Genomic DNA, 1918 nt, shown 5'->3' with positions numbered 1-1918 from the left:
GCTTTTAGAAAAAGGAGCAAGAAAAGTATCTCCTTTTATGGCACCAATGATGATCAGCAATATGGCGGTAGGAATTGTTTCAATCAAAACGGGTTTCAAAGGAACAAGCTTTGCACCAGTTTCTGCATGTGCAACAGGAAATCATGCAATTGGAGAAGCCTTTCTTAACATTCGTCACGGCTATTCTGACGCAATATTGGCAGGAGGAGCTGAGGCATCCATCAGTCCTTTAGCCTATGCTGGTTTCTCAAGGATGAAAGCAATGTCTACAAATAATGATTCACCTGAGACTGCTAGCAGACCGTTTGACAAACAACGAGATGGTTTTGTGATGTCGGAAGGTGCAGGAATCTTGTTACTTGAGGAATATGAGCATGCGAAAAAAAGAGGGGCAACTATTTTAGGCGAAATCATTGGTTATGGATCAACAACTGATGCCTATCATATTACTTCCCCTGACTTTCATGGAGCAGAACGAGCAATGAATCTCGCATTGAATATGGCACAGATCCAACCAATAGATGTCGATTACATCAATGCTCATGGCACGAGCACACCTGAAGGTGACAAATCTGAAACGAAAGCAATTAAGAGTGTATTTGGAGATCATGCATATAAACTGAAAGTAAGTTCAACTAAATCTATGACAGGGCACTTATTTGGAGCTGCTGGAGGAATTGAAGCAATCATCACCCTTAAAAGTATTTTGGAAAATACAATTCCACCTACAATTAACTATGAATATCCAGATGAAGAATGTGATCTAGATTATGTTCCAAACCATCCAGTTCATGCAGAAGTAAACTATGCGATTTCAAATGGATTCGGATTCGGTGGACATAATGCAGTTTTAGTATTTAAGAAATTCAATGATAGATTATAAATATAGCTCTTTCTATTATATAAAATACAAAAATAAGGAGGGCTATCATGAGCTCGAATACCATATTAAAAACTGCAAACTATGTACGTTTAAATAATATCCGAAAATTTGAGTCTTTGTCAGAAGAGTATTATGATATACAGCCGATTCAGTTTAATAACACAATCAGATGGAATATAGGTCATTTCATTGCGATTACGGATAGCATGCTTTTCAAACGAATTACGGGATCATCAAGGCTACCTGATGGATTCATTGAACTTTTTAAAGGCGGAACAAAACCTTCAGACTGGACTTTATCTCCACCTTCAAAAGTTGAATTGGTTCAACTACTAAAAATACAATTAGACGATATAAATTCAACCTTTATGGGTAAATTAGATGAGAAGTTGAAAGATCCATTTTTGATTCGTGATACATCGTTTGTAACAATTGGGGATATTTTAGCGTTTGTAACAATACATGAAGTACAACATTCAACTACTTCAACCTATATATTAAGGGAGATTCAACGTTTAAATACAAACACAGAGATTAATAAATAAAAAATAAACTATGAGGATGATATAAAATGAAAAATTTAGAACAAAATTTAAATACTTTCACAGCAGAAACAGTAGAAACATCTTATATAGAAGCGGATGGCATTCGGTTCGCTTATCGGACTTTCGGTAAACCATCGGATGTTCCGCTCGTTTTCTGCCAACGTTTCAGAGGCACGATAGACGATTGGGATCCTGCTCTCATCAATGAACTGGCAAGAGAACGGACGATCATACTGTTCGATAACGCGGGCATAGGATTGTCATCGGGAGAGACACCGGAGTCGTTCTTTGGAACGGCGAAATACGCATATGCTTTCATTCGAGCGTTAGGACTTAAACAAGTCGACTTGTTGGGATTTTCAATGGGCGGTTACATTGCTCAAATCGTGGCGTTAGAGCATCCGGATTTGGTCCGTCGCTTGATTTTGGCAGGTACGGGGGGAGGAACCGGAGAAGGCACGGAAGCCGGAAAACCTGAAGTATTTCAAGT

General features: G+C 38.4%; 3 protein-coding genes. All 3 read left to right on the top strand.

Annotation, left to right across the window (positions count from 1 at the left end; translation table 11 throughout):
- A partial coding sequence (locus tag V7659_RS30840) for a beta-ketoacyl-[acyl-carrier-protein] synthase II (protein WP_335543808.1) occupies nucleotides 1-883 on the top strand: 883 nt, incomplete at its 5' end.
- Nucleotides 884-930: 47 nt separating this feature from the next.
- Complete coding sequence (locus V7659_RS30835; RefSeq protein ID WP_335543807.1) at nucleotides 931-1428, top strand: DinB family protein; 498 nt, start codon at nucleotides 931-933, stop codon at nucleotides 1426-1428.
- 26 nt (nucleotides 1429-1454) lie between these two features.
- The coding region (locus tag V7659_RS30830; protein WP_335543809.1) for an alpha/beta fold hydrolase at nucleotides 1455-1918 on the top strand (464 nt) is incomplete at its 3' end.

The organism is Neobacillus drentensis, from assembly GCF_036966985.1.
In the GTDB taxonomy this organism is placed as follows: domain Bacteria; phylum Bacillota; class Bacilli; order Bacillales; family Cytobacillaceae; genus Neobacillus; species Neobacillus drentensis_E.
Note: the sequence above shows the minus strand (reverse complement) of the source record. Positions and strands in the feature narration are given on the sequence as shown.

Bases quoted from the DNA above. Each gene is read 5' to 3' on its own strand.
- V7659_RS30835 (WP_335543807.1), top strand. From the start codon at position 931: ATGAGCTCGAATACCATATTAAAAACTGCAAACTATGTACGTTTAAAT.